23 protein-coding genes and 2 pseudogenes are annotated in these 26,856 nt (G+C 69.4%); 14 read left to right on the top strand and 11 right to left on the bottom strand.

Annotated features, from left to right (window positions below; all coding sequences use genetic code 11):
- Positions 1-5: 5 nt before the first annotated feature.
- Together V4Y03_RS19345 and V4Y03_RS19340 are read left to right on the top strand one after the other, a co-directional pair.
- The gene (locus V4Y03_RS19345) at positions 6-845 is read left to right on the top strand and encodes a futalosine hydrolase (RefSeq protein WP_332435730.1); all 840 of its coding nucleotides are present in this window, start codon (positions 6-8) and stop codon (positions 843-845) included.
- On the top strand, positions 842-1,696 hold the full coding sequence (locus V4Y03_RS19340; RefSeq protein ID WP_332435729.1) for a 1,4-dihydroxy-6-naphthoate synthase: 855 nt from the start codon (positions 842-844) through the stop codon (positions 1,694-1,696). Before V4Y03_RS19345 ends, V4Y03_RS19340 begins: the two co-directional genes overlap by 4 nt.
- Positions 1,697-1,726: 30 nt before the next feature.
- On the opposite strand, the gene V4Y03_RS19335 is transcribed toward V4Y03_RS19340, so the two are convergent.
- From V4Y03_RS19335 to V4Y03_RS19320, 5 genes and pseudogenes are all read right to left on the bottom strand, one after another.
- Complete coding sequence (locus V4Y03_RS19335) at positions 1,727-2,110, bottom strand: cold-shock protein (RefSeq protein ID WP_030322122.1); 384 nt, start codon at positions 2,108-2,110, stop codon at positions 1,727-1,729.
- Positions 2,111-2,277: 167 nt separating this feature from the next.
- Positions 2,278-2,487 carry a helix-turn-helix domain-containing protein gene (locus tag V4Y03_RS19330; protein ID WP_332435727.1) on the bottom strand — a complete coding sequence of 70 codons (210 nt, stop codon included), beginning with the start codon at positions 2,485-2,487 and terminating at the stop codon, positions 2,278-2,280.
- A 102-nt stretch (positions 2,488-2,589) separates the two neighbouring features.
- Positions 2,590-2,820 carry a hypothetical protein gene (locus V4Y03_RS19325; protein ID WP_332435726.1) on the bottom strand — a complete coding sequence of 77 codons (231 nt, stop codon included), beginning with the start codon at positions 2,818-2,820 and terminating at the stop codon, positions 2,590-2,592.
- The gene (locus tag V4Y03_RS33930; RefSeq protein WP_443079879.1) at positions 2,817-3,098 is read right to left on the bottom strand and encodes a DUF6415 family natural product biosynthesis protein; all 282 of its coding nucleotides are present in this window, start codon (positions 3,096-3,098) and stop codon (positions 2,817-2,819) included. The genes V4Y03_RS19325 and V4Y03_RS33930 overlap by 4 nt, the downstream gene beginning before the upstream one ends.
- A 428-nt stretch (positions 3,099-3,526) precedes the next feature.
- Positions 3,527-4,742: pseudogene (locus V4Y03_RS19320) on the bottom strand (helix-turn-helix domain-containing protein).
- An 892-nt stretch (positions 4,743-5,634) separates the two neighbouring features.
- On the opposite strand from V4Y03_RS19320, the gene V4Y03_RS19310 reads away from it, so the two are divergent.
- The gene (locus V4Y03_RS19310) at positions 5,635-6,768 is read left to right on the top strand and encodes a hypothetical protein (protein WP_332435725.1); all 1,134 of its coding nucleotides are present in this window, start codon (positions 5,635-5,637) and stop codon (positions 6,766-6,768) included.
- 68 nt (positions 6,769-6,836) lie between these two features.
- Here V4Y03_RS19310 and V4Y03_RS19305 read toward each other — a convergent pair whose 3' ends face one another.
- Positions 6,837-8,456 carry a recombinase family protein gene (locus V4Y03_RS19305; RefSeq protein WP_332435723.1) on the bottom strand — a complete coding sequence of 540 codons (1,620 nt, stop codon included), beginning with the start codon at positions 8,454-8,456 and terminating at the stop codon, positions 6,837-6,839.
- 188 nt (positions 8,457-8,644) lie between these two features.
- Between V4Y03_RS19305 and V4Y03_RS19300 the strand changes: the two genes are divergently transcribed.
- Positions 8,645-8,923 (top strand): hypothetical protein, encoded by a 279-nt coding sequence (locus V4Y03_RS19300; RefSeq protein WP_317876995.1) that lies wholly within the window; start codon positions 8,645-8,647, stop codon positions 8,921-8,923.
- Here V4Y03_RS19300 and V4Y03_RS19295 read toward each other — a convergent pair.
- Positions 8,911-9,558: an HAD family hydrolase gene (locus V4Y03_RS19295; RefSeq protein ID WP_332435722.1), complete on the bottom strand. Its 648-nt coding sequence runs from the start codon at positions 9,556-9,558 to the stop codon at positions 8,911-8,913. The genes V4Y03_RS19300 and V4Y03_RS19295 overlap by 13 nt on opposite strands.
- Before the next feature lie 165 nt (positions 9,559-9,723).
- Between V4Y03_RS19295 and V4Y03_RS19290 the strand changes: the two genes are divergently transcribed.
- The 3 genes from V4Y03_RS19290 to V4Y03_RS19280 are packed head-to-tail and all read left to right on the top strand — an operon-like array spanning position 9,724 to position 12,652.
- Complete coding sequence (locus V4Y03_RS19290) at positions 9,724-10,728, top strand: FecCD family ABC transporter permease (protein WP_332435721.1); 1,005 nt, start codon at positions 9,724-9,726, stop codon at positions 10,726-10,728.
- Complete coding sequence (locus V4Y03_RS19285) at positions 10,725-11,837, top strand: FecCD family ABC transporter permease (protein WP_332435720.1); 1,113 nt, start codon at positions 10,725-10,727, stop codon at positions 11,835-11,837. The genes V4Y03_RS19290 and V4Y03_RS19285 overlap by 4 nt, the downstream gene beginning before the upstream one ends.
- Complete coding sequence (locus V4Y03_RS19280) at positions 11,834-12,652, top strand: ABC transporter ATP-binding protein (RefSeq protein WP_332435719.1); 819 nt, start codon at positions 11,834-11,836, stop codon at positions 12,650-12,652. Before V4Y03_RS19285 ends, V4Y03_RS19280 begins: the two co-directional genes overlap by 4 nt.
- Positions 12,653-12,722: 70 nt before the next feature.
- Here the strand turns inward: V4Y03_RS19280 and V4Y03_RS19275 are convergent, their stop codons facing one another.
- Positions 12,723-14,006 (bottom strand): hypothetical protein, encoded by a 1,284-nt coding sequence (locus V4Y03_RS19275; RefSeq protein WP_332435718.1) that lies wholly within the window; start codon positions 14,004-14,006, stop codon positions 12,723-12,725.
- A gap of 72 nt (positions 14,007-14,078) precedes the next feature.
- On the opposite strand from V4Y03_RS19275, the gene V4Y03_RS19270 reads away from it, so the two are divergent.
- The gene (locus tag V4Y03_RS19270) at positions 14,079-16,673 is read left to right on the top strand and encodes a helicase C-terminal domain-containing protein (protein ID WP_332435717.1); all 2,595 of its coding nucleotides are present in this window, start codon (positions 14,079-14,081) and stop codon (positions 16,671-16,673) included.
- 470 nt (positions 16,674-17,143) lie between these two features.
- On the opposite strand, the gene V4Y03_RS19265 is transcribed toward V4Y03_RS19270, so the two are convergent.
- The gene (locus V4Y03_RS19265) at positions 17,144-17,338 is read right to left on the bottom strand and encodes a hypothetical protein (RefSeq protein WP_332435716.1); all 195 of its coding nucleotides are present in this window, start codon (positions 17,336-17,338) and stop codon (positions 17,144-17,146) included.
- 286 nt (positions 17,339-17,624) lie between these two features.
- Here V4Y03_RS19265 and V4Y03_RS19260 point away from each other — a divergent pair, with 286 nt between their 5' ends.
- Positions 17,625-18,218, top strand: a complete 594-nt coding sequence (locus tag V4Y03_RS19260; protein ID WP_332437228.1) for an XRE family transcriptional regulator — start codon at positions 17,625-17,627, stop codon at positions 18,216-18,218.
- A gap of 548 nt (positions 18,219-18,766) precedes the next feature.
- Here the strand turns inward: V4Y03_RS19260 and V4Y03_RS19255 are convergent.
- Both V4Y03_RS19255 and V4Y03_RS19250 read right to left on the bottom strand, forming a co-directional pair.
- On the bottom strand, positions 18,767-18,895 hold the full coding sequence (locus tag V4Y03_RS19255) for a helix-turn-helix domain-containing protein (RefSeq protein ID WP_332437227.1): 129 nt from the start codon (positions 18,893-18,895) through the stop codon (positions 18,767-18,769).
- A 30-nt stretch (positions 18,896-18,925) separates the two neighbouring features.
- Positions 18,926-19,300: pseudogene (locus V4Y03_RS19250) on the bottom strand (recombinase family protein); the annotation flags it as partial.
- Positions 19,301-19,413: 113 nt separating this feature from the next.
- Between V4Y03_RS19250 and V4Y03_RS19245 the strand changes: the two are divergent.
- From V4Y03_RS19245 to V4Y03_RS19225, 5 genes are all read left to right on the top strand, one after another.
- A complete protein-coding gene (locus tag V4Y03_RS19245) occupies positions 19,414-20,841 on the top strand; it encodes a tyrosine-type recombinase/integrase (protein ID WP_332435715.1) in 1,428 nt (475 codons plus the stop codon).
- Positions 20,841-22,565 carry a hypothetical protein gene (locus tag V4Y03_RS19240; protein ID WP_332435714.1) on the top strand — a complete coding sequence of 575 codons (1,725 nt, stop codon included), beginning with the start codon at positions 20,841-20,843 and terminating at the stop codon, positions 22,563-22,565. Before V4Y03_RS19245 ends, V4Y03_RS19240 begins: the two co-directional genes overlap by 1 nt.
- The gene (locus V4Y03_RS19235; protein ID WP_332435713.1) at positions 22,562-24,736 is read left to right on the top strand and encodes an integrase; all 2,175 of its coding nucleotides are present in this window, start codon (positions 22,562-22,564) and stop codon (positions 24,734-24,736) included. Before V4Y03_RS19240 ends, V4Y03_RS19235 begins: the two co-directional genes overlap by 4 nt.
- Positions 24,726-25,154 (top strand): hypothetical protein, encoded by a 429-nt coding sequence (locus V4Y03_RS19230; RefSeq protein WP_332435712.1) that lies wholly within the window; start codon positions 24,726-24,728, stop codon positions 25,152-25,154. The genes V4Y03_RS19235 and V4Y03_RS19230 overlap by 11 nt, the downstream gene beginning before the upstream one ends.
- Before the next feature lie 69 nt (positions 25,155-25,223).
- Positions 25,224-26,036, top strand: a complete 813-nt coding sequence (locus tag V4Y03_RS19225) for a hypothetical protein (protein ID WP_332435711.1) — start codon at positions 25,224-25,226, stop codon at positions 26,034-26,036.
- Positions 26,037-26,856: the final 820 nt, after the last annotated feature.

The following is a 26,856-nucleotide window of genomic DNA, read 5'->3' as shown; positions in this document are numbered from 1 at the left end:
CTCCGGTGGTCCCCGACCATCGGATCCACCGGATCCTGATCGTGACGGCCGTGGCGGCGGAGGCGGACTCCGTCTCCGCGGGCCTCGGCCTCTCCCCCGGCCTCGGCGGCCCCGAGCCGCTTCCGCTGCCGGGCGGCCTCGTCCTGCGCCGCCACACGGGCGGCACCGGGGCCGTACGGATCGACGTGCTCGTCGGCGGGGTCGGCCCCGCCGCCGTCGCCGCCTCGACCGGGACCGCGCTGGCGTACGCCTCGCTCACCGGCACGGACCCCGGCGCCCGAACGGGCACGGACACCGGCACCGGCCCCCGGACCGACCGTCCCTCACCCGGGCCCTACGACCTGGTCGTCTCCGCCGGGATCGCCGGCGGGTTCCAGCCCCTCGCCCCCCTCGGGTCCGTCGTCGTGTCCTCGGCCCTCGTCGCCGCCGACCTCGGCGCGGAGACCCCCGACGGGTACCTGACCGTCGAGGAGCTCGGCTTCGGGCGCTCGGCCCACCCCGTACCGGACGCGCTGACCGGCCGTATCGCCGCCGCCCTGGACGCCGGCGGACCGCCATACACCGTCGCGCCCGTCCTCACCGTCTCCACCGTCACCGGTACCGCCGCGCGCGCCGCAGAGCTGGCGGAGCGGCACCCCGGAGCCGCCGCCGAGGCGATGGAGGGCTTCGGCGTCGCCGAGGCCGCCGCCGCGTACGGCCTGCCGGTCGTCGAGATCCGGGCCGTGTCGAACGCCGTCGGCCCCCGCGACCGCGCCGCCTGGCGCATCGGCGAGGCCCTGGCCGCGCTCCGGCGCACTTTCGAGCTGTTGAGCAGCACCGTCTTCGTGGAGCTGGAGCCGTCGTGAGCAAGTTGAAGATCGCCTACTCGCCCTGCCCGAACGACACCTTCGTCTTCGACGCCTGGGCCCACGGCCGTGTCCCCGACGCGCCCCGCCTCGACGTGACCTTCGCCGACATCGACATCACCAACGGCTGGGCGGAGAGCGGCGCCGACGGCCACGACGTCCTCAAGGTGTCGTACGCGGTGCTGCCCTGGATCCTCGACGAGTACGCGCTGCTGCCCTGCGGCGGCGCCCTCGGCCGGGGCTGCGGGCCGCTCGTACTGACCCGGGAGGCCGGGACCGGTGCCGATCTGGCCGGGAAGACGGTGGCGGTGCCGAGCGAGCGCTCGACCGCGTACCTGCTGTTCCGGCTATGGGCGGCCGAACAGGTGCCGGGCGGGGTCGGGAACGTCGTCGTGATGCCGTTCCACGAGATCATGCCCGCCGTGCGCGACGGCAAGGTCGACGCCGGGCTCGTCATCCACGAGGCCCGCTTCACGTACGAGAACTACGGGCTGCACTGCCTCGCCGACATGGGCGAGCACTGGGAGTCCACGACCGGGCTGCCGATCCCGCTCGGTGCGATCGTCGCCCGCCGGTCCCTCGGCGAGGAGACGCTGCGGCGGCTCGCCGACGCGGCCCGGACGTCGGTACGGATGGCCTGGGACGACCCCGGGGCCTCCCGCCCGTACGTCCTGGAGCACGCGCAGGAGATGGACCCGAAGGTGGCCGACCAGCACATCGGGCTGTACGTGAACGAGTTCACGGCCGACCTCGGCGAGCACGGCTACGCGGCGGTCCGCGGGCTGCTCACCCGCGCCGCGGCCGAGGGACTCGTACCGCCCCTCGGCCCGGACGCGCTCGCGTTCCCGTAGCCGGGACCGCCAGAGGGCTCAGCCGAGGAATCAGACGTCCAGCTGGTCCGCGACCGCGCGCAGCAGGCCCGCGATCTTCGCGCCCTGCGTCTTGTCGGGGTAGCGACCGCGCTCCAGCATCGGTGTGATGTTCTCCAGGAGCGTCGTCAGGTCCTGCACGATGGACGCCAGTTCGTCGGGCTTACGGCGCTGCGCCGCGGCGACCGACGGGGTCGGGTCGAGGATCGTGACGGACAGCGCCTGATCGCCGCGCTGTCCCGCGACGACTCCGAACTCGACCCGCTGTCCCGGCTTCAGTGCGTCGACTCCGGCAGGGAGCACCGACGAGTGGACGAAGACGTCGCCGCCGTCGTCACGGGAGAGAAAGCCGAAGCCCTTCTCACTGTTGAACCATTTGACCTTGCCAGTCGGCAAAGCACACGCTCCCTCTGTCGGTCCCGGACACTTCTGGGCGCCCGTAGAAATGCCCTGGAACACCTTACCGAGGCTGTCCCCAGGGACGGGGAGGGTTAACCCCGTACCCAAATGAAGGAAGCCCCTGCCCAGGTAGGACAGAGGCTCACAGGGGGCGTGACAGGGGCTCAGGCTTCCTTGGCTTCCGCCTTGATACGGAAGACGGTTGCCCGTCCGATGCCATGCTTGGCCGCTACCTTCATGACGCTCAGTCCGACATCCAGGTCTTCCAGGACGGCCGCACGGTCAATCTTCCCAGGACGACTCCAGGTCTTGTCGTTGGCCTCACGAGAGTCACGGGCAGAGGCGCGGCGCTCACGCTGGAAGATCAGTTCCATCTCGGCGAACGTGCCGATCACCAGGAGCGCGGGAGAGATTCCGCTTACGCGAGAACCCCCACACCCTTCACTCCGGGCATGGGAGCATCGGTATGTCTGGGGCTAGAGGTTCTTACGCCACTCGGCATCCGGAGACGTGAGGTGCCATACCAGGATGCGCGCCAGGAGACGGATAGCGGTCTCGTCTTCCCTTACCTGGTGGATGTGCTCACGGTGGGCGTACACGTCTCTTCCTAGGCCGCTGCCCCCCGGCTCGTGCCAGAAGAACACCGCGCCTTCCTCATCCGTGATCACGCCCTCACAGCCACGGCAGCAGAAGAGCGTCTGGCTCATGCCTGCCCACCCAGGTTCGCAGAGTCGAGACCACCCAGGTTCACGTAGTGGTCGGTGAGCGCCATGACGGACCGTGCGAGCCTCTGAGCGTGTCTCAGAGGCTCGCACGGGGAAGCAGCCGGTACGGAACGGGGCCTGAGACGTCGCCAGGCTTCCTCGATGCCCACCAGGGCGCAGATACGGGGCATGTCTCCCTTGGGGTGCCTGTCGGCTGCTGAGGTGACCTCAGGGAGGAGCAGCATCAGCATTCCCCGGAGCGCCTGAGTGAGGCTGTCCAGCTCTTCCCCGGACAGGCTCTCAGGCCCTTCCCCTAGGGCCTGTCGTCAAACTCCCGCCTGCCCCACGACGCCTGGCACGCGCTCTCGCCGCACCGGGCGAAAGCCCGAGTACGTCCAGTACGAGGGCTTCCGCCCGGCACGCCGAGAGCACGCACCAGACGCCGCGGGGCCGCCCTTCGGGCGACGACGGGAATTTGACGACAGGCCCTAGTGCACGCAGGGCCGTCTCTCGCATCGTCTGGGCATCGAGCGGGATCGTCTGCTCCGGGACCTGTTCCGCTGCGCCGTGCGCGGTAGCGTTCACGTGTCGACTCCTTGCAGTCGGCCAAGCTCCGGGGCCGTGCGCGCTGTTCGCCGGAGCGCTGACCTCTCATGCAATCGACTTGGCGTGATCGCTTACAGGGACGCAGCGTCCTAGTTCTGATCGCTTAGCGGACGACTCCCAGGAACTCAGCCAACGACCGCAGCCCCGGGGGATGGTTGGGTAGCGACCACAGGTCACGGACGATCGCGACAGCCAGTGTGTGGTGCTGCATCCACGTGGGCGCCACCTTCCGCAGGGACTCAAGTGTCTTGACCGCCCCGGCAGCGTCTCCGGTGTCCGTGTGGGCACGGGCTACGTCCAGGAGCAGCCATGTCCGCCAGGACGGCGGAGTGTCCTTCCGCAGCCGCATTCCCTTTGCCAGTGCCAACGCGTCGTGAGGGTGGCCGTACTGGACGGCGAGACGTACGCGCTCGATGCGGACGGACGACGGACTGAAGACGCTCACCATGCGGCTGTCGCCGCCCTCAGGAAGCTTGGCGACCCGTGCGGCTTCCTTCTCCGCACGTTCCATGAGGTCCGCAGCGCGGTCATAGTCACCGCTCCTGGCTGCTGACGTAGCGGCGCTCATCGTCAGTCCGCCCCAGACCTTGAGTCCGTCTGCCGTCTCTGCGTTCCCCGCGCTCTTCATGTCGCCCGCAGCCCGCAGGGCGATGGACAGAGCGTCTTCAAGTCGTCCCTGCCGCTGGTACGTCCACGCAGTGGAGTTCACGAGCATGGGGAGAAGCAGAGGATTGGACGACTGTCCCGCAGCGTCTATCGCGCGTTCCAGGCTGATGAGCGCCAGGTCCGTCTTCCCCATGCGCACGGCGACGTGTCCGGCCAGTTGAAGCGCCTTCCCCGGAGCTGCGAACCCCTCCCCCCGCCCCTCCTGGTCGGCAGAGGCCGAGACACAGCGAGCGTCCCCAATCAGGGCAGGCAGAGCATCCATCACTGCGTCGAACTCAGCCGCGTGATAGCGCGTCCACCCCTCTGCGATCTGCTCACGCAGGGGAGTCCAGAGAGAAGTCAGAGGCCGGCGGTTGCGGCTCAGGTCCCCAGAGCGCGGGCATGACCGCCCGGCGCATCGCTACGAACTTGGGGCCGTCCGTCTCTCCCTTGGACGAGACCACAGGGGGGTCCCCCAGGAGCGTCGTCAGCTCTACCCCGAGCCCGTTCGCCAAGGCGTGCAGCGTGAGGAGACGCGCGGAGTGCTTGCGCTGCTGCTCAAGCTGCCGGATCACGTCCACGGAGACGTTGGAGCGCCCTGACAGCTCTTCCTGTGTCAGTCCAGCCAGACGGCGCAGACGGCGCAGGGTCTTGCCCAGGTCTTCGGTCGTCACGCCGACACCGTACGCCGACCCCTCCCCCAGGCATCAGGGTTCGGGCTACTGCCCTACCCCCCGGGGACTCAAGGCACGCGAGAGACCAGACCGGCCCGAATTGGAATTGCATTGTTAATGGTGGGGGTCCTTAGAGGGGGTCTCACGTGGTGAGTTTCGCGAGTCTCTTGTAGCAGGTCAGGGCTGCGGCGAGGCCGAGGAAGGCGAGGGAGTGGCTGCCTTTTCGTTCGTACCGGACGGTGAGGCAGCGGTGGCCGAAGAGCCAGGAGATCGACCGTTCGATCCTCCAGCGGTGTTGGCCGAGCCGTCCGCCGGCCTCGATACCGGGACGGGCGATCCGTGCGATGAGGTTCCGGCCGCGGAGCCAGCGAAGGTGCTCCGCGGAGTAGTACGCCCTTGTCCGCGCGGACCTTCACCGGCTTCCTCCGGCGTGAACCTCGGCAACAACGGAGCTGCCAGCTCCCACAGTTCGTCTGGCACCAACCGACGTGACAGATCAACCCTCACAATGCAGCATCATGCCGCACCACCGAAGCGCCACATGAGACATCCTCCAAGCCTCGACCGGGCTCTCGATCACCTTCACATCCAGCCCATTCCCACCAGGAGGCAGGTGATGCGGGGCGTCTGCACGAGACTGGCAGTGCAAACGGAAGCCTGCCAGGGTGTGTGCTCCGGGCGCGGCCTGATGGGTCAGAGAGAGAATGACGCAGATCTGGTTGCCGCAGAGCTTGGTTGGCGCCGTGCGACCTCGGTGACCACAGCGTTGGTGGCGTACTTGTGCCCGCACAGCCTGGCGCCCTGGGAAGAGCTTCGCTGTCGTATTTGCCGTTTGTTCGGTGATCGACTCCACCTGGGCACGGGAGCCCCGTTCAGACGGGGGCATGCGGGTGTGGCTGACTCCCACGATTGGCGTATAAAAGTGACAGAATTTTCAAACTGGACACACCTGCTCTGGCAAGAGCAAAAATTCAAGCTATGGGTTTTGCAGTCGCCTGCAGATGAATTCGAAGCCATCTTCACTCGAGTGATGCGCGCCGCATTCGGTGATGTATTCCATGTGGCTCGACCGGGTGGCAGCGCCGGAGATTTCAAATGTGATGGCTGGGATTCCAGGACGAAGACTCTTTATGCCGCCTATGCCCCTTTCTCCAGGAAAAGTAAATCAGCGATTCGCGCCAAGGTTCGGAGTGATTTTTATGGCGCGTTGAAGAAGTGGCCCGAAATGCGTCGATGGCGCATGGTTCATAATGACCTCTTCGGGCTCTCTGCGGAATTGACGCGAGAGCTCGAAATCCTCAGGGGCGAGTCGGATGGGCTCGGCGTTGAGATCCTCTCCGACTGGGATCCTCAAGAGCTATGGCAAATCGTTCGCAGGCTTCCAGGTGACGAGCGTTTTGACCTCCTTGGTGGCCCAGATTTCTCCATTCTGATGAACGGCGATGCGTGGGATCCCATGTCACTTCGATACCACGAAGACTTACATCCGGCCGTAACCCGTGCTGCCGTCGCGTCGGTCTCGTCTCTCTGTGACAACTTCCAGCCGGACGGCCTTGTTGACCCCTTGTGCGCTTCGGTGTTTGCGCGGGCTGTAACCACTTGGTGGCTCAATGATGAGGGGCTATTTTGGCAGTATGTAGATATCCTGCGGGACCGATGTGACGCCACACCCTTTGAGGCTCAGTTGACGGCTATGCTTTTCGTTATGTGCAGTGTGGAGATTTGTGCGCGAAAATGCAAGGTGTCGGCGACTTCTCTCCTTCTGTCTCAGATCGAATCCGATTCCTGCGCCTCAGGTGAAAAGGTTCTGATGCAAATCGCCTTGGGGCAGCTGCAGGGTGATGGGGACAATTTTTATATCGACGATCCGAAGCTCCGCAAAAGGTTCGTCGAGGGGTGCGGTCGACTCGTCATTTATTTTCTCGGAATGGTGGCCGTTGGTGTTGGTTTTCCAGCGATCCTCATCCTTCAGGATCTGCTGGTTTCGCTGCAGCGGCTGGAATACGATGACGGCATCCTGGCTTAGAGGATGTCTCACGTGGCGCTTCGGTGGTGCGGGCCCCGCAATTCCGCGAGGCTTCATCTCGACTCTTTCTATTCTTTGGCGAATGCCAGCGCTTTCCGGCGGCATTCTTCGGTGACGTTATGACTGATGACCATTCGCGTCATTCCCTCCTTATTTCCAGGACGGGAAAGGGAAAGCTCATTGGCCATCGTCTGGATATCCCCTAGGTCCATGACCATTCCGCTTCCGCCTTCCTCGGCCCCCTTGCCCCACGCCCAGAGCTTTACTCCATAGGTGCGCAGGAATTCCCTGCGGTCTTCCCGGTCTTTGCTCTGCCAGACTTTCCCGTACTTCTTGCCCGTGGACTTGATGGCAGGGTTAACCCTCTCGGCTTCCTGCCTGTCCAGGAGTGCCACCTTTGCCGACAGGCTCTTGTGCATACGCCGGTAGGACTCCTCTTGCCCCTGTCCGTCATATTCGCCTGCCAGGAAGTCAGTTTCCAGCTTTTCCAGGCGCGCCTTAGCGGACCGGAGTTCCCGAGCCTGAGAGGGCCCTACGCCCGCCCTCTCGTACATGTCCCACGTGCCGACGCTGCCCAGAATCTCCTGGTCAACCCAGGTGTCGAGCACATCGGCGCGCACGTAGAGACCAGTGGAGCAGGCACCGCCCTTGAACTTCTTTGAGCAGCGGTAATACCTATGTCCGGGGACCTTGGTTCCGTCTCTCCTCGTATGCCCAGAGCCCATGAGAGAAGTCACCGAAGAATTGCATTCCCCGCACCGCGCGACACCGGAAAGCAGGCTTTTGGCACCATTTCGGCTTTCCGCTCCTTCCGCTTTTGGAGTGGATTTAATCCGGTCCACCAAATCTGTCCACTCATCCATTGTCGCCAGCGGCTCTTCCGGGAGGATGACGATTTCTCCGTCGTCGCCCAGGATGGCTTCACCCTTGTAGGTGTAGATTCCCGGAAGCCAGGAAGACCGGATGAATTTGTTGATGATGGTTGACTGCCATTGCGTCCCCTTGGTTTCCTCCCCCTTCACCTTCCTGAGGTGATCGCCCCAGGTGAGTACGCCACGGGAATTGAAGTCACGTGCGATCCGGTGAGTGGACTGACCTTCACGGACGCGCCGGAAGACCTCTTCAACGTAGGGGTGGAAGTCCCGGTCAATCTCCAGAACCTTCCGCTTGCCACCCTCTACGGCCTTGATGCTGTAGCCGGTGGGCGGAGCACCTGTCAGCCATGAACGGTTCTCCAGACGGCTCTGTACGCCGTTCAGGATGCGTGCCTGGATCGTGTCCCACTCAGCCTCAGCGAAGACGGCCGTCATCCGGGCCATCATCTTCCCCTGAGGGGTAGAGAGGTCGAACCCCTCTTCCACGCAGACGATGTACTTCCCGTTCTGCTGCGCCCACTCCAACAGTTCGTTGAAGTGCATGGAGCGTCGGGTGAGCCGGTCCATCTTCGCCGCAACGATCACGTCGAACTCATCGGCTCGGGAGGTGAGCCAGCGTCCCAGCTTGGGCCGCTTGAAGGGGCTCATGGAGCCTGAGACATCGGTGTCCTCTGCCTCTCCCGCCAAGACGCCAGACAGGTGGGGAGAGCTGACGTGGTGCCGGATGACGCCACGCTGCCACTCGATGGACGTGGACCCGTCGGACTCGGCGGACAGGCGGAGGCAGGCTAGGTAGCGCAGGCCGGGTGTCATGGCAGGAGCGTAGCGGTATCTGTGTGCCTAGGTGACCGGCTTCACCTTGCCGGTAGGCACTTGCGTCCTCGTCGATGGGGATGGCAAACAGCGGGCCGACCGGCCCGCCGGCACCAGGCTAATGGTCCGGAGGCCGGCGACAAGACGTCGCCGATGTGTTCCTGTGGCCTGGGAACTACCCTGGCTGAATGCGTAGTGAAACCCCTGCCGCACCGGTGAACGACAGCGCTCCGGGTGACGGCCTCGTCAAGGCCGGTGTCGTCCTCTTCGCGATCGGCGCGGTGGCGACGCTGGTCACCGTGGCTCCGCTGTTCCTCGGCACGGACCCGTTCCCCACCGTCGCGTACACCGTCTCCATGCTCATGGGGGTCGGCTTCGCCGTCGCCGCGGCCGGTGTGCTGCGCTCGATCGCGGCCCAGCGGCGCCAGGCGCGTACCGGCGCGACCGCACCGGTTCAGGCCAGGTAGCTCTCCCACCAGGGACGGAAGTCCGTCAGGTCCGTCAGGACCACGTCCGCGCCGGCCTCCTTCAACTCCTCCGCGGGGCAGGGGCCGGTCGCGACCGCCACCGAGAAGGCGCCCGCCGTCGCGGCGCCCCGGACATCGCCGACGTGGTCCCCCACGTACACCTGCGCGCCGTGCGCGCGCAGGGCCTCCGCCTTGCCCTCGGCCCACAGGCTGCCGACGACCGCGTCCGGCTCGATGCCGAGGTGCGCGAGGTGCAGCTCGGCGTGCGGGCCGTTCTTCGCGGTGACGACGATCGTGCGGCCACCCGCCTCGCGGACCGCCGCTATGGCGTCCCGGGCGCCCGGCATCGGGTGCGAGGGCTCGATCGCGTACATCGGGTAGAGCGCCCGGTAGCGGGCCACCATGTCCGTGACCCGCTCCTCGGGGACCCAGTGCGCCATCTCCTGCTCCAACGGCGGACCGAGACGGCTGACGACGAGGTCCGCGTCGATCGGGACGCCGTACTGCGCCGAGAACGCCTCGAAGGCGGCCTTGATGCCGGGGCGGGTGTCGATCAGCGTCAGGTCGAGGTCGAAGCCGACGGTGAGCGGGGGTGTGGTGGGGGTGGCCGGTGAAGTGGCGGCTGGGGTCGTCATGGGGCCATTCTCCGGGGTCGCTCCGGGGGCCCGACGAGGGACCTCCGGGGGACCTCCGGCCCGGGTGGCCGCGCCGGAGTGCTGCTTACACTGAGCTAAGCCTTACCAAACCTGCCCCACCCGCTCTCCGTGTCGCCCCGCCCCCGCACCACCCGATGGGTCCTGATGCCAGCCGCTTTCCGTACCAGACGGGTCCTCGCGACCTCGGCGGCTCTCGTCGCCCTGCTGCTCGCCGTACTCCTCAGCCTCGCCGTCGGCGCCCGCGCCATCGCCCCCTCCACGGTGTTCGACGCCCTGCTGCACGGCGGTACGAGCCCCGACGCCGAGGTCGTACGGCAGCTCCGCGTCCCCCGCACCCTCATCGGGCTGATGGTCGGCGCCGCGCTCGCGCTCGCCGGCACCGCGCTCCAGGGCATCACCCGCAACCCGATCGCCGACCCCGGCATCCTCGGCATCAGCCAGGGCTCCTCCGTCGGCGTCGTCCTCGCGATCTCGTTCTTCGGCGTGCACACCCTCACCGGGTACGTGTGGTTCGCCTTCGCCGGAGCCGCCCTCGCGGCGGTCGCCGTGCACGCCATCGCCTCCAGCGGGCGCGGCGGGGCGACACCCGTGAAGCTGGCGCTCGGCGGGGCCGCGATCAACGCGCTGCTGCTCTCCGTCACCACCGGCATCCTCACCACCCGGGCCTCGGCGCTCGACGAGTTCCGGTTCTGGCAGATCGGCTCGCTCGACGGGCGCGACGCGCAGATCGTCGGCCAGATCTGGCCCTTCCTGCTGCTCGGCGCGGTCCTCGTCCTCTCCGTGGCACGCGGGCTCGACGCGCTCGCGCTCGGCGAGGACGTCGCCAAGGGGCTCGGACAGCGGGTCGCGACCGTGCGGATCGTCGGCGGGATCGGCGCGGCCGTCCTCACCGGCGCGGCCGTCGCCGCCGCCGGGCCGGTCGCCTTCGTCGGCCTCGCCGTGCCGCACATCGCGCGCGCGATCGTCGGCTCCGACCACCGGTGGGTGCTGCCGATGGCCGCGATCGTCGGGCCGGTGATGCTGCTCGTGGCGGATGTCGCCGGGCGGATCGTGTTCCCGCCGGGCGAGGTGCCCGCCGGGGTGATGACGGCGCTGATCGGGGTGCCGTTCCTGGTGACCCTCGTACGCCGGAAGGCGGTGCCGGCATGAGTACGACCACTACGACCCCCGACGCGGGTACGGCCACGGGCGCGCGGACGGCCACCGGCGCGCGGCCCGCCGGGTACGGCATCGTCCGCGCCCGGAGCGTGTCCTTCCTCGTCCACCGGCGCTCCGCGCTCGTCGCCGGGGGGCTGCTGCTGCTCCTGGCCGTGTCCTCCGTCGCGTACCTCTGCGTCGGCGAGCGCTTCGTCGGCCCCTCCGAGGTCGTCCGCATCCTGTTCGGGCAGTCGTCGCCGTCCGCGTTCGTCGTGGAGGAGCTGCGCGAGCCCCGGCTCGTCGTCGCGCTCGCCGTCGGCGCGGCGTTCGGCATCGCGGGCGCCCTCATCCAGACCGTCGCCCGCAACCCGCTCGCCTCCCCCGACATCATCGGCATCAGCCAGGGCGCCGGGGCCGTCACCGTCGCCGCGATGACCTTCGGCCTCACCTCGTACACCGTCCTGCCGTACCTCTCGATCGCCGGCGGTGTCCTCGCCGCCGCGCTCGTGTACGCGTTCGCCTGGCGCGGCGGGCTGCACGCGACCCGCTTCGTCCTCATCGGCATCGGCTTCGCCATCGCGCTGCGGTCCCTCACCACCCTCTTCATGACCAAGGGCGACTACCTCGTCGCCCAGCAGGCCCAGATCTGGATGACGGGCTCGCTCAACGGGCGCGGCTGGGACGAGTCCGCGCCCATCCGCTGGACGCTGCTCCTCATGCTGCCCGCCGTGCTGTGGGCGGCCCGCGCGCAGCGGACCGTCTCCCTCGACGACGACACGGCGACCGCACTCGGCGTACGGCTCGGGCCGGTCCGGCTCGGACTCGTCGCCGTGGGCGTGGTGCTGGCGTCGGTGGCGACGGGCGTCGCGGGGCCGGTCGACTTCGTCGCGCTGCTCGCACCGCAGATCGCCCGCCGGATGACCAGGACCGCGCAGATCCCGCTGCTGTGCTCCGCGCTGACCGGCGCGGTGATCGTGGTCCTCGCCGACCTGCTCGGCAGGCGGCTCTTCTCCCCCGTCGAACTGCCGGTGGGAGTCCTGACGGCGGCGGTCGGCGCCCCGTATCTGATCTGGCTCATCGTCCGGAGCCGTACCGCAGGATCCGCTGGAGGCAAGGCGTGAGCAGGCTGACCGCGCGCGAGCTGACGCTCGCCTACGAGGACCGGACCGTCGTCCACGAACTGGACCTCGCGATCCCCGACGGCAAGGTGACCGTGATCGTCGGTCCCAACGCCTGCGGCAAGTCCACCACCCTCCGGGCGCTCGGCCGGCTCCTCAAGCCGGCCGGCGGAGCCGTCCTGCTCGACGGCGAGGAGCTGGCGAAGCTGCCCACCAAGCGGATCGCCCGCGCGGTCGGGCTGCTCCCGCAGACCCCCGTCGCGCCCGAGGCGATCACCGTCGCCGATCTGGTCTCCCGGGGCCGCCAGCCGCACCAGGCCTGGTGGAAGCAGTGGTCGGAGGAGGACGAGCGGGCCGTCGCCGACGCCATGGAACGCACGGACGTCGCCGCGCTCGCCGACCGGTCCGTGGACGCGCTGTCGGGCGGTCAGCGGCAGCGGGTGTGGATCGCGATGGCCCTCGCACAGGAGACGGACCTGCTCCTCCTCGACGAGCCCACCACCTATCTGGACATCTCCCACCAGGTCGAGGTCCTCGACCTGGTCCGCCGCCTCAACCGGCTGCGGGGCCGCACCGTCGTCCTCGTCCTCCACGACCTGAACCAGGCGGCGCGGTACGCCGACCACCTGGTCGCGATGAAGGCGGGCCGGGTGGTGGCGGAGGGCCCGCCGGAGGAGGTCGTGACGGAGGAACTCGTCAGGGACGTCTTCGGACTGACGTCGGTGGTGGTCCCGGACCCGGTGACGGGGTCACCGCTGGTGGTGCCGGGGGCGCCGTGGGGGGCGGAGCGGGTGGAGACGGTGGCGGCCGAGGGCTGACGGCCGGCGGCGGGCCGATGGCCGGCTGATACGGCCGGGGCGGGTGGGGTCGGTGAGGTCGGTGGACGTGTCAGTGGCGGCGGGCGCGCCACAGGAGGAACAGGGCCGAGGCCACCGCCGCCCCCCGCAGCACCCACGGCCAGGTCTCCGACACCGCCGCGCCCATCGCCTCGCCGCCCGCCGCCACCGGGTCGCCCCAGCGGCCCCCGGCCCTGCCCCACAGCCACAGCACGCCCGACGCCGCCGCCAGGCCCGGGATCACCAGGACGGCGGCCTTCGCCTCGCCCGGGGTCAGCCGCCGGGAGGCGTACGCGAGCAGCCAGCCCGCCGCGAGCGCCACGAGCGAACCGAACAGCGCCCCGCCGAGCAGGAGGAGCGCCGCGAGCAGCACGAAGGGGCTCCCGAGGCGCAGACGGGAGACCGGGGCCGTGTCGAACTCCGGTTCCGCCGCCGCCTCGGGGGCCGCGGCCCTGCGGCGGCGGAGGATACGGGCGAGGCGGCGGCGCTTCCCCGGGACGGGGTCCTCGTCCCAGGCCCCGGCGTCGTCCTCGTCGTCGTCGCCGTCCTCCTCCTCTGGGAGCGGCTCCACGAAGAGGTCCGGGCGCTCCACCCCGCCGACGAACCCCGGGAGGCCTTCGGTGGGGTCCTCCTCCTGCCACCAGTCCGACATGTCGTCGAGGAGGCCGTCACCGCCACCATCACCACCGCTGTCGGGTGTGTGGGGGGCGGCGGAGCCGGTCGTATCGAGGCGGGGGGCGTCGGCCTCGATACGGCCGCCGGCCCTGGACTTCCCGAAGAGTGACCTGCCGGGCGCGGACTTGCCCGACGCGGTCTTGCCCGACGCGGTCTTGCCCGACGCAGTCTTGCCCGACGCGATCTTGCCCGACGCGGACTTGGAACCGCCCGATCCCAATCCCGATCCCGATCCCGATCCCGATCCCGATCCCGATCCCGATCCCGCACCCGTCCCTTCCCGGGTCCTCCTGCTGCCCGGCAGCCACCCCGGCGCTCTCCCCTGGCGCCCCTCCTTGCGGGGTTTCGGCACCGCAGCCGCCCGCGACGCGCCCGGAGACGGGGCGTCCCCGTCCTCCCGGTCCTCCCGCGCCGCGCGCGGAGTCGCCGCGCCCGGGCCCTCCGCGCGTTCCACCACCTCGTCCGGCGTTCCCAGCGCGCCGAGGATGCCGCGTACCGCCGACGGGCTCTCCTCGCCGTGCGTGGCGCGGCGGCGGTCGATCTCGTTGCGGAGGGTGGACACCAGCCGCATCCGCTCGCTCGCCGGCAGCTGGCGCTGCTGTGCCAGATCGCCGACCCGGCTCAGATAGTCGTAGACCAACTGGTCGCTCTCGATCCCCACGGTGCCCCTCCACGGCCGGTTCGCCCGGTACGGCCCGACGTTAGCGCCTGCGCAGCGGCTAACGTGGTCCGGATGGGGATCGGTGAGCTCGACCGGGAGGCGCACGTGCCCGAGGTAACTGGCGCCGCCGCGGCGCCCCGCACACTCGCCGAGGCGCTGCGCGCACGGGGCGACGAGGGACTCGCCGCGCTGTTGCGGGCCCGGCCCGACCTGCTGGGCCCCGTACCGAACGATCTGACGCAGCTGGCGACGCGCGCCGGGACGCGGGGTTCGGTGGTGCGGGCCCTGGAACGGCTCGACCGGTTCGCGCTCCAGACCGCGGAGGCGCTGGCGGTGGCGCCGGACCCGGCCCCGTACCCCGTACTCCTGGCGCTGCTCACCGGCGACGAGGGGGACGCGGCGATCGAGGCGGCGCTGCCGGGCGCGGTGGCGCTGCTGCGCGAGCAGGCGCTCGTGTGGGGCGAGGACGACCGGCTGCGGCTGGTGCGGACGGCGCGGGAGCTGCTGGCGCCTTCGGCGCAGCATCCGTCGCCGACGGGGCTCGGGCCGACGGTGGCGGAGGCGACGGCGGGGATGTCGCCGGGCCGGGTGCAGGAGATCATCGGGACGGCGGGGCTCTCGGCGACGCACGATCCGGTGTCGGCGGTGCGGGTGCTGACGGAGTTGTTCACGGACCGGGACCGGATGAGCGCGCTGCTCGACACGGCGCCGCCGGACGCGCTGGCGGTCCTGGACCGGCTGGTGTGGGGTCCGCCGTACGGCGAGGTGACGGCGAAGCCGGCGCGGCCGGTGCAGTGGCTGCGGGACCGGGGGCTGCTGCTGCCGGTGTCGGCGCGGACGATGGTGCTGCCGCGTGAGGTGGCGCTGCATCTGCGGGGCGGGCGGGCGCACCGGGCGCCGGAGCCGCTGGCGCCGGAGCTGCGGGTGCAGCGCGAGTACCGCCCACAGGTTGTGGACAGTGCGGCGGCCGGGCAGGCGCAGCTGGCGCTCGCGACGGTCGAGGAGCTGCTCAAGTCCTGGGACCGGGGCGGGCCGCAGGTGCTGCGGGCGGGCGGTCTTTCGGTACGGGATCTGCGGCGGACGGCGGCCACGCTGGACGTCACCGAGGAGACGGCGGCGTTCTGGCTGGAGCTCTGTTACGCGGCGGGGCTGCTGGCCTCGGACGGTGAGGCGGACGAGCGGTACGCGCCGACGCCGGTGTACGACGACTGGCTCGACCTGCCGCCGGCGGAGCGCTGGTCGCTGCTGGTGGCGCCGTGGCTGACGGCGACGCGTACGGCGGGGCTCGTCGGTGGGCAGGACGCGAAGGGACGGGCGCTTTCGGCGCTCGGGCCCGAGCTGGACCGGGCGCCGGCGCCGGAGGTCCGGCACCGGGTGCTGGGGCTGCTGGCGACGCTGCCGCCGGGGTCGGCGGCGGACCCGGAGTCGCTGTTCGCGCGGCTCCGGTGGGAACGGCCGCTGCGGGGCGCGGCGCAGGGCGGCCGCCCGGTGGAACAGGCGGCGGGCGCGGGAGCGGGACCCGGCGGGGCGGGTGTGTCCGCCCTACCGCCGCCGGCGCCCGGCGATCTGCGGTCCCGCCTTGCCCGCTGGACGCTGGCCGAGGCGGAGCTGCTGGGGCTCACCGGGCGGGGCGCCCTGTCGGGGCCCGCGCGGGCGCTGCTGAACCTGCCGCTCGCGGAGGCGGCGTCGGACGCCGAGCCGGGCGGCGGGGTCGAGCTGTCGGTGGCGGCGGGGAGGGCGGCGACGCTGCTCGCGCCGCTGCTGCCGGAGGCGGTCGACCACGTACTTCTCCAGGCGGACCTGACGGCGGTGGCGCCGGGGCCGCTGCGACGGCCGCTGTCCGACGCGCTCGCGGTGCTCGCGGACGTGGAGTCGAAGGGTGGTGCGACGGTCTACCGGTTCACACCGGGATCGGTGCGCCGGGCACTCGACTCGGGGCGGACGGCGTCCGACCTGCACGAGTTCCTGAAGGCGCACTCCCGTACGCCGGTGCCGCAGCCGCTGGCGTACCTGATCGACGACGTGGCGAGACGCCACGGCCATCTGCGGGTGGGGGCGGCGTCGGCATACGTCCGCTGCGACGACGACACGGTCCTCGGGGAGATCCTGGCCGACCGGCGATCGGCGGCGCTGGGGCTGCGGAGACTGGCACCGACGGTGCTCGCGGCGCAGACGGACCCGGCGTCGCTGCTCGAAGGGCTGCGGTCGATGGGGTACGCGCCGGCGGCGGAGTCGGCGGAGGGCGATGTGCTGATCACCCGGGCGGACGCGTACCGGACGGGCGCGCGTAAGGCCCCGGTGCCGGTCCCGGACGGCCCGCCGGCCCCGGACGCGACGCTGCTGGGCGCGGCGGTACGGGCGATCCGGGCGGGCGACCGGGCGGCGACGGCGGTACGCAAGGAACCGGCGGCCCCCACGGCGGCGGGCGCGCTGCCCCGCACCTCGGCGGCGGAGACGCTGGCGACGGTCCAGGCGGCGGCGATGACGGGCTCGGCGGTCTGGATCGGCTACGTGAACGCGGAGGGCGCGGCGAGCCAGCGGGTGATCGCCCCGGTCCGGGTGGAGGGCGGCTTCGTGACGGGCTACGACCACACGGCGGACGAGGTCCGCACGTACCCGCTGCACAGGATCACGGGCGTGGCGGAACTGGCGGACGACCAGGTGTGAGGACGGGCGGGTCAGGAGTTCCTCGAACGGCGGCAGGACCCCTGCCCGGGGTTGAAGCCCTCAGGGGCCTCCGGGTGGGGCGTGGGTCGGGCACACTGGAGGATTGGCCGTTATGGGGACGGCACGGTGTCGGAAGGACCTGATCGCGTGAATGGACCTCTTATCGTCCAATCGATCAGGTCGGATGCACATACCTAGCACGCCGGGGCAGGCAGCGGAAAGCCCGCCCGGCTGTGTTGCTCGCCGTCGCCGGACGGGGCCGCCTGGTGGGCGTCACACGCGCTGTACGCCGCGGGGCGGGACCAGCCACTCTCGACCCCCACCCTCGGGCCACAAGAACGCCGTGGGGCGCTTGCGGCGATCTCCGGGCAACTCGGCGGGGTCTTCGTAGTCCCAGATCACGTCACGCAGAATGCCGACCCACCCGGCGCCATCCCTGACCGGCTTGCCAATGTCCGCCCGGGTGACCATCAGTGCCCCTCGGGGTGGCGCCGCATGTAGACGTTGCAGTCGCTCACGGTCGTCCAGTCACCCACGACGCGAGCGCGGTCCCGCACGTTGGCCAACTCGACGCAGCCGGCGCACCCCTCGACCGGGGTCGGTTCCGGGTCCAGTCGCAGCGGCAGTTCAACCGGCGGGGTGCTGTATCGCGTGGGTTCGGTCATGGCGTGAGCGTCACCCACCCTCGCGGACGTATCTGCCCCCGCACGCCGGACAGTTGAGACGTTCGACGCTAAGGTCGAAGAAAGCCCAAAAGGGCACGGCGAGGGGGTTGACTTGAACGCCGCTCTTCAGTCCGCCATGGAAGGCGCAGGCTTGTCCTCGCGCCAGTTAGCGTACCGGGTGGGGGTATCTGTGAAGCAGGTGGAACGATGGCTGAGCAATGCTGATCTGACACCACACGCAAGGAACCGAGCGGACGCCTGTCGGGCGCTGGGAGTGGACGAAGAGATGTTGTGGCCGAAGGCTGTGCAGGAACGCGTGAAGACGGGCACCGACCGCGAGTTGGTCCACAGCTACCCGTATCGGTCCGCGTGCCCGTCAACGGTCTGGACGGAGCTTGTCGAGTCGGCGCGCACGGAGCTCTTCCTCGCCGGCTACACGAACTACTTCTTCTGGACCCAGGTGCCCCACTTCGCGGACACGATCCGGCGCAAGGCTGAGGCGGGGTGCCGGGTGCGGTTCCTCGTGGGGGACCCTGACGGAGAGGTGACCCGCCAGCGAGAGACGATCGAGGATGTAGCCCTGTCCGTCTCCACGCGCATCAGGATCACCCTGGAGCACCTGGACCGGCTCGGCCCGCTCGAAGGGGTTGAGGCACGAGTCTCCGCCCCGCTGGACGCCATCAACCACGTGAGCCTGTCCGTGTTCCGCTTCGATGACGAAGCCCTGGTGACACCGCATCTCGCTCGACTCGTAGGCCATGACTCGCCCCTCCTACACCTGCGTCGCCACAACAGCGGGGGCATGTTCGACCGGTTCGCGGAGCACGGCGAGGAACTGTGGGAGCGGGCCGTCCCCCGGCACCTCTCCGCTCACGCCTGAGCGCGCCCCCAGCGGACGGCGCTTCAAGAAGCATCTTGCCCGGCGGCAGGCTGACGCGCGACGTTCATCCGGGCACCCTCCCCCCTCATGGATTGCGGCCAGCGTTCATCAATAGCCACCGCTGCTGCGTAGCAGGCTCCACAGGCGCCCTCCCGCTCCGGCAGCCACAGAAGATCCGACGGCGACATGCCTGCCGCCTGGATACCGCACAGAGTCTTGTCGAAGATTCCGAAGGCATGGGAGAGGTCAGCGTCGAGGGCGTCCGCGACAGCCCTCTCCCAGCGTGCCCCCATCGGCAGGTACGGCGGCCGAGCTATCTCGAACCACTCGCCACCCACATGCGTGCTGGCGTAGCACCACGGGCAGGACCAGATCTCATCCACCCATCGGGTCGGCGGCACCGGCCATCGCCACATCTCACCGCCGCACACATCACAATCCACGCAGGCATCCTCACACCCCGGCAAAGACGGCTCCCGCCCGCCTGCCGGTCCGCGATGCACTGACAGGCTGTGAGACAGACAGATCGCTTGTTTCGGGGCCGCACGCTACTCGGCGTCGGCAAGCGCCCGGTACAGCGTCGCGCGGGACACCCCAAGCGCCTTGGCGACGGCCGTGACACTCTCCCCGTTGACTCGGCGCGCCTTGGCCGCAGCAAGCTTGTCAGCGTCCATCACGGCGGGCCGTCCACCCGTACGCCCCTGCGCACGGGCAGCGTCCAAGCCGGCGCGGGTCCGGTCCTTGATCAAGCTGCGCTCGAACTCCGCCATCGCGCCCACCACTTGCAGCATGAGCCGCCCGTCCGGGGTGTTCGGGTCGATGCTCGCCAGTGCACCCGTCAGCACCTTGAAGCCGACCCCACGGGCAGCGAGCGAGTCCACCAGCGTCACAAGGTCGATCAGCGAGCGGGCGAACCGGTCCAGCTTCCACACGCACAGGGTGTCCCCGGGGCGGGCGTAGTCCAGAGCGGCCGTCAGCTCCGGGCGGTCCGTGTTCTTGCCACTCGCCTTGTCTGTGAAGATCCGGGCGCACCCTGCCTCAGTCAGCGCGTCGTGCTGCAACTGCGCTTCCTGGTCATCGGTGGAGACTCGCGCGTTAGCTCTGCAGTTTCAGTGTGTCTCGTGGGGGTGAAGTTCCTTCCCACGTAAGAGTGATAGCTCTTGCTCTGTCTCGTGTCTCACTCCAGGTTCGTCATGTGATCCTGCACTACTTCAGTTCCGCCGGGTGGGAAGAGTGGGGCCTGTACGAGCGGCCCGTCATCCGGGAGGCCATGCCCGTCCTCATCGACGAGGACCTCTGCTTCGAGGACTCTGCGGGGCCTCGGCCGACGGTGGTGATGAACCTGTGGCTCCGGGAGTTACCGGTCAGCGGGGCGCCGTCGCCGAAGTCGTGGCGTACGTACGCCCAGGCGCTCAAGGGCTGGACGGAGTTCCTCGACGCCCGCCGGATCCCGGCGTTCGCTGATCGGCAGCGGCTTCGGGATGCGTTGTCGATGTACGCCGAGTACCGGCTGTCCGGGCCGCTGGAGGTGCGGCTCAGTCCGGCGAGCTGGAATCTGGCAGTCAAGACGCTCTCGTCCTTCTACCAGTGGGCGGCGGCCGAGGGGCACGCGCCGACGGTCCCGTTCTCCTACGTGCGGCAGTCGATGACGCGCCCGGATGGTTCGCGGGTGGAGGTGGCCAGGAATCTGGCGACGGTGCGTACCGGAAACGCGCACGCGACGCGGAAGTACCTGGAGAGGCCGTACGCCGAGCTGCTGATGCATGCCCTGGCGGGCAACGACCCGGCGGGCGGGCGGGATGTCTCGTTCCGGGGGCGGGAGACCGGCCGCAACGCGGCCGTGATCGGCCTGGCGCTGTCCAGCGGGCTGCGGTCGCAGGAGTTCACGCACCTGACGGTCTACGAGGTGCCGCCGCTTCCGCGCCGCCGCACGGCGGTGCCGGTGCCGCTGGTGCTCGCCGCGCCGACGGCGAAGGGCCGCAGGGGCCGCTCGACGTGGATCGACTATGACGCCCTGGCCCGCGTCCACGACTACCTCGGCTGGGAGCGGGCGGCGGCGACGGAGGACTCGTGCTGGCGGCCCCGCGATCCGCTGTTCGTCGAAGCCCCCACACATGACGGCGCACTCATCAACGGGACCCGCCGCCGCTGGCACACCCTCACCCCGGCCGAGCGCCTGCGGCTGGTGGCGCCCGGTGGGGGCAGCGCTCTGCTGGCGGTGCAGTCCGGCGGGAAGCCATTCGTCGACTGGGCGACCGTTCTCCGCCGCACCGCGCAGCGGATCCGGGACCGCTACGAGCCGTCCTTCCCTCATGTTCATCCCCATGTCACCAGGCACACTTTCGCGATGGCGACGCTGGAGCGCCTGGTGCGCGGCTACTACCAGCAGGCTGCCCAGCTGGTCGTGGACGCGGGCGGTGATGACGCGCTGGCGCTCTACCTGACCAAGGCCGATCCGCTGCTGGTGCTGCGCGACCTGTTGGGACATGCCAGTGCCGTCACCACTCAGGCGTATCTGCATCTGCTCGACACCCAGCGGATCTACCGCGACGCCTACGCAGCCGCCGGGGGAGCCCCGGCCGCAGACGAGACGGCGGCAGTCGAGTTCGAGGACGAGATCTGATGCCGGCCGAGATCCAGCAGCCGTTGGCGGTGCTGTTCACCCTGCCGGACGGCGTCGTCCATCACGGGGATCTGCACGATCTGTCGAACCAGCGGATGGCCGCGGACCTGGCCATGGGGCTGGTGGCGGCAACCCACCCGCACGGGCCGATCCGCACCCGCTCCGTGGCCCGGCAGTACATGACGACGATGCGCCGGATGGCGCATGACCTCGACGCCTTGGGCGCCACGGGCGGTCTCGCCGATCTGAATTCAGCCACGCTGGTGCAGTACTGGCTGACCTGCGACTACCACCGCGAGCGGCGCATCCGCGTGGTGCTGGATGCTTTCCAGGAGACGATCGGAGGGCTGGATAAGGACATCTGCCGCCACCTTGCCGGGCGGCGGATCAACAAGGCCGGGAAGAGCCGGCCCAACCAGCCCTACAGCGAAGGCGAGTGGCAGCGGCTCGAAACCGCGTGCACCGAACAGATCGCGGAGGCCCGCCGCGCTCACCGCAAGGCGCTGGAGGCAGCCGCCCGCGGCGCCGACCCGTCCGCCCACGGAATCACCCTCGACAACGTCGCCTGGCTCTGGCTCCACGCAGGGCCCGCAGAGGCGAGAAGAGCCGTCGAGCGGCTCGGCCCGGCGGACGTCGGCATGGACGGGGCTCAGATCGCCGGGGTCGAAGCGGCGCTCTTCCCGGTGACCGACACGGCACTCGCCTATCTCACTCTGTTCGCGATGCGCACAGGCATCGTCCCGGACGGTATCGACGCGCTGCGACTCGACGACATCACCCGGACCTCGGCCAACACGGTCCTCCTCTCCTACCGCAAGGGACGCACCGGGGGCGAGGTGCTCAACCTCCCCCGCGACGCGGTGCGGTTGCTGGACCGCTGGCTGGAGCACTCGGCCCCGCTGCGCGAACATGCCGGTGAGCTGGCCGTGCATCTGTGGATCCACATGGGCCGCGATGGCGGCGGTCGGGGAGCCGGACGGGGCAGGATCTTCGCCCGGCCCCGCACCCAGAGCAGGCGACGGGCCTGGGTGGAGTCCTCGGGCGTGCTCGGCGACGATGGACGGCTACTGCCGGTGCACGGTGGCCGGGTTCGGGCCACCTACCACCACCGCCGCGACCGGGCGGCCTGGACCGGGCGCACAACGATCGATCCCAACCACAGCGCCCGCGTCGAGGGTGACCACTACCTCAGCTCCCACACGCCGGCTCAGTTGGACGCCTTGGAGGGCGTCATCGAGCAGGCCCAGGGCGAGGTGCGCCGCAAGGCCGGCCCGCCGGTCGTGGTCAGCGGCGAGGACGCTGCCGCATTCGCCGCTTCGTTCCCGCGTCTGGTCGAGGACGCCGGTCTGGACGCGGCGACCATCCAGGCTCTGCTCTCCGGTGAACAGGACGTGTTCGTCGCCGCCTGCGCCAGTCCGCTGAACAGCCCGCACGCGTCGCCGGGAACCTTGTGCCCGGCCCGGCCTTGGGTGTGTCTGCTGTGTCCGCTCGCGGCGTTCGCGCCCCGTCACCTGCCCAACCTGCTCCGGCTCAAGGAGTACTTCTCCCGGCAGGCCCAGCAGATGACCACCGCCCAGTTCCTGCGGATCTTCGGCCCGTATGCGGCCCGGCTGGACGAGGACATCCTGCCCCGGTTCGGCCCGGCAGCCATCGACGCCGCCAGTCGGCAGATCAACGAGACCGGCGCCTTCCTGCCGCTGAACCTGGAGGAACAGCCCCAGTGACGACCGCCCATGCCGCCGTCCCGGTCCTTGCCGGACGGCACCCCTTCCGCGGTCTGCCGGTCATCGAGACCGCCGGCCTGCGGCGCGATCCCGGCAGCCCCCGCCCCGTGTTCGACCAGGACGTATGGGACCTGACCGGCCTCGCTGACGCCCCGGTGGTGATGAGCAGGCACCGCAAGATCCTTGACTTCACCGCCATCGCCAGCCCGCGCTGGCGGCAGGTCGCCCGCGAGTATCTGCTGGCACGGCTGGCCCCGCTCCATCCGGATGTGGCCACCCTGCCGCGGGCCTTCCGCGTCCCGCTGAACCCGAACTCGCTCTGGTCCGAGCTGAAACACCTGGCCCTGTGGTTCAACTACCTCACCTCGGTCGGCGTCACCTCGCTGCCCCAGGTCCGCCAGCACCACTGCGACGCCTACCTCACCACGGTCTCGCGCACCACCGCCGATCCCAACAGGCCGCTGTCACCTTCGACCACGGCGGCGAGGGTGCGCATCCCACAGTTCCTCGCCCTCTACACGGAGATCCTCAGCGACCGCTACCAACCCGGTTTCACCCCGTGGCCGGGACGCGGCGCCGACGAGGTCGCCGGATACGTACGCAGCGACGAGAACCTGGTGCCACCGGTTCCGGATACGTTGCTGCGGCCCCTGCTGGCGAACTGTCTGTACTTGCTGGAGACGATCGGCCCGCCACTGGCGGCCGAGACCGCGGCAGCCCGCGCCGCCGACGACGACGAGGCCAACTCGCAGCGGAGCCTGCTGACCCACGAGATCGACCATTTACGCGGGGCCGTCGACCAGCGGCGTGGTGCCGGAATCCCGGCACCACAGGCCCAGTCCTCGACTATCGCTCAGCGGCTCAAGGGCGGATGGGACCCGGACGATCCACTCCTGCACATGGCCTGGCACCCCTTCGTCGTCGAGACCGCGGGCGCCATGGGCCACCGCCGGCAACTGGAGACTCTCCGCCCTGAGCTGGAACGTTGGGTGAGCCAGTGTGGCCTGCAACCGCCCTGGTGCCGTGACGCGGCTCGGGTTCCCCGGCACGGCGACGGCGAACTGGTGCCGTGGGCCACGCCGATGGCCCGGCACCAGCTGGACGCGACGGTCTACGTGGTCACCTCGGCCGCCTACTTCCTCACCTCGGCGCTGTCCGGCATGCGCACCTCCGAGCTGGCGGAACTGACCAGCGGATGCCGACAGCAGGAACAGCGACCCGGCGGCGGCACCCGCTGCCGCCTGGCCTCCCGTCGCATCAAGGGCGAAGCGTTCGGCGGGACCGAGGACGCCTGGGTGGTCATCGAGGACGTGCACCACGCCATCGCCACCACCGAAGCCCTCACCGGCGCCCCTCCGGGCCAGCGGCTGTTCGCCAAGGCGTCCAACAACAGCAACCGCCGCTACACAGCCCTGCGTTCATGGGTGAACGGCGAGCACGGGCAGCGGCTCGGGCTGGAGCCTCTCCCAGACGGACCGGTCAACCCGCGAGCCCTCCGCCGCACCCTCGCGATGGCCATCGCCCAGCGCCCACACGGCCTGATGGCCACAAAGCTGCACCTTAAACACGTCAGTGTCGCCACGACCGAGGGGTATGCCGCCCGCCCCGGCGGCCACCAGGCCGCCTTCGCCGCCGAGGTCGCCGCCGAGGAAGAGGCCGAACACCTGCGACTGACCGTCGCCGCCTACGAGGACTACCAGCGCGGCATCCTGCCCAGCGGACAAGGCGCCCGCGACCTCATTACGGCCTTCAAGGCCGCCGACGAGGCCCTGGACCGGCACGAGGCCGGGCCGGTCACCGTCATCGACGACCGCCGCGTCGAGCGCGTCCTGAAAGCCAAGGCCAAGACCCTCCACGTCGGCGTCGGCAACTACTGCTGGTTCTCTGACCCGAGCAAGGCGTTGTGCCTAAAACTCGCCGGCACCCCGGACGCCGACAAGCCCCTGATGGGGATGTGCGACTCGGCCCGCTGCCCGCAGGCCACCCACCACCCCCAGCACCGGCAGGTCTGGGCCGACCACGCCACAAACACCCAGGCCGTCTTCCTCGGCAACCCCAGACTCTCCAAGCCTGAGCGGGCGCGATCCCAGGCCGCCTTCGACCGCGCCACCCGCATCGTCGCCGAGATCGACACCGCCGGACACACCGAGGAGCCCGAAAGTGACGCATGACAACCAAGCGGAGGCGGAGACCAGGGTCCGGTCCGCGATGCACCAACTCCTCGCGGGCCCTGTCCCCGACGGTCTGAAGTGTGACGTCAAGAGCCTGTGCTCCCTCGCCGGAGTACCACGGGCGACGCTCTATCGCACCTACCCTCATCTGAAAGCCGAGTTCGACCGCCACCGGGCCGTTGCCCAGGAAGCGGGACAACACTCCGACCCACGCCTCGCCCAGATCGAACGACTCAAGGCCGAAGTCGCGACCCTGCGTGAACGCCTCGGCAAGAGGAACATCGAGATCGATGAGCTGCAAAGCTTTCGAGCGGAGGCACTCTCCCGCCTCGCCGCCCAGCACGACGAGATCATCGCCTTGCGGCGGGAACTGACGTCTACCTCGGAGACTACGGTCCACGTGCTCCCACGCAGATAGATGTCCTGCCGCCGTTCGGCAACTCAAATCGAATGCTTTCGTGCGCCGCACGGGTGGAGGATGGCCGCTGTGACTGAGAAGTTGATCTGGGACGAGTGGGCGCAGCGGGTCTACCTGACCTGGCTGGCGCGAGACATCCGATACGCACAGGTCGCGCTCTTGGAGATCCGACAGCGGGCCGGTCAAACGCCCCCGGACCCGCTGGTCTGGATCCCGCTGGAGACCTTCCTGATGTTCAGCGCCAAGGTCTCGAAGATGCTCAAGCCCGTCGGATTGGACAACAACCGTCCGAAAAATGCTGGATCCAAGCAGGACGCGTATGACCGGCGCAAATACCGCGGGGAACGTCTGCGCGCCATCCTGGATGTTGATGACGCATCACCTGTCCTGGACCGGAAGGTCCGGGACTCCAGCGAACACTTCGACGAGCGCCTCGACGAGTGGACGGGCAAGCACCCCCGCGCCACGGCCGAAGAGGTGGAAACCAGGGGGTTGCCGACCTTCCCACCACCGCCGATGCGGAGCGTCGACAACGGCTCCTGGGTCGTCGAGGTGGCGGGCGAGACACTCGATCTGGGGGTCATTGAGATCGAGCTGCGGCGGATTCTCGCTAAGGCGATGGAACTGGAGTCATTGGCCACTCTGGAAGACCCGGGCCTGGCGACGCTGCTGGCCGGACTGCCACCGTTTCCAGCGGAACTATGGCTGGACGCCAAGACCCGAAGGCCACACGAGGACGTGCGGACCGGGATCGACCTGCAGGCAGCCACCGCGCGTCAGACTGAGTTCGACGAGGCAATCGCACGGGCCATTGACGCCTTCGCCGCCCGAGATGACCAAGGAACCGGCGAACCGACGGCAGGCACATCGGAGATTGAGTGAGACACGACCCTGACACCGGGGCCGATCTGACGGAGTGACATACGCGCTCTGAGGTTGGACATTCTCACGCGGACGTGTCTCATGCCGAACTATCGCGCGTAGCCGATCAGGTGCCCAGAGGTCGTCGCCATGCGGAGATCGTCTCACAACTCGTCTCAAAATATAAAGAAATCCCAAGGAGTTCTGAGACGGGTTTGGGAACACGGATCAGACGCCTTCGGACCCCTACGGCAGGCGTCTCGCAAACCATCGTTTCTGAGACCCTCCGAGTCCGTCACACTCCGCGATCGCGGATTGGATTCACCAGACCCGTACGGGGCGGGAGGGGCCGCCACTCAACGATCCGCCGCATCCTCCCGACGGGGTCGCCCCCCTCGGGTCATTCTCCGGTCGAACCGCCAAACTGAACCCTCTTTTCCTTTTCTCCTTAACGCGCGTTAGAGAGAGTGGAAATAGGGGGCCAGTACGGCACTTTGACCACCTTCCGACACGGAGGGTTGCCGACGATGGTTCGACGGTGACGCGCCGTGACGTCGGGCCTCGACAGCTCCACCGGAACGCCCTGATGAGCCATCCGAGGTCTCCGCCTCCCTGCCGCTCTGGCAGGAAGCGGGAAGGGGGCACCTCCCTGGGGCCACGTCCGGCGGCGCGCCAACCCGATGACGGGATGACGGATGGGGCCCATGGTCTGTTTTTCTCTTACTTTTCTATGTGCAATCAAAAAAGTAGGGAGAACCGTCATCTCGTCATCGCCCTGCCGCTGACGGAGCAGCAAGCCGGCGGCGCCCCCAGGGAGCGAGCACGGCCCGCCACCAGGGCT

The sequence above is a fragment of the Streptomyces sp. P9-A4 genome (assembly GCF_036634195.1).
Classification (GTDB): Bacteria; Actinomycetota; Actinomycetes; order Streptomycetales; family Streptomycetaceae; genus Streptomyces.
Note: the sequence above shows the minus strand (reverse complement) of the source record. Positions and strands in the feature narration are given on the sequence as shown.